Raw genomic sequence first — 511 nt, forward strand, 5'->3', positions numbered from 1 at the left:
GTGTATAATAAGAATATGAAAAAGACAATAGATGAAAAAACAAAAAAAGAAATTTATGAGCTTGAAAAAGCCAGAAAAAATACAAACAATAAAAAAGAAGAAGTTAGACTAAAAGCAATGATTTTAAAACTTCAAGGGGTAACAACACGAGAAATTTCTGAAAAGCTTGATGTTGCAATGTCTACAATCTTTGAATGGTTAAGAAAATATAAAAAAAGTTCTATTGATGGACTCAAAAATAAAAAAAGAATTGGTAATAATAGAAATTTGACATTCGAAGAGGAAAAAGAGTTTTTAAGACAATTCGAAGAAAGGGCAGAAAAAGGTCAAATAATAACAGCTAAAGAAATAGAAAAAGCTTACCGAGAACTAGTTGGTCACTCTATAGGTAATGGACAAATATATTATGTTCTAAAAAGACACGGATTCAGAAAAATAATGCCAAGGAGTAGACATCCCAAAAAAGCAAACGAAGAGGCTATAGAAGCCTCAAAAAAATTAAATCCAAAAT

Annotated in this window: 1 protein-coding gene; it reads left to right on the plus strand. The window is 28.6% G+C overall.

The annotated features are described in order from the left end of the window. Nucleotides 1-15: 15 nt before the first annotated feature. Nucleotides 16-511: helix-turn-helix domain-containing protein (locus tag ACQRC6_RS09845; RefSeq protein ID WP_427848755.1), on the plus strand; the 496-nt coding region annotated here is incomplete at its 3' end.

This window comes from Peptoniphilus sp. SGI.035 (assembly GCF_050315115.1).
In the GTDB taxonomy this organism is placed as follows: domain Bacteria; phylum Bacillota; class Clostridia; order Tissierellales; family Peptoniphilaceae; genus Peptoniphilus_A.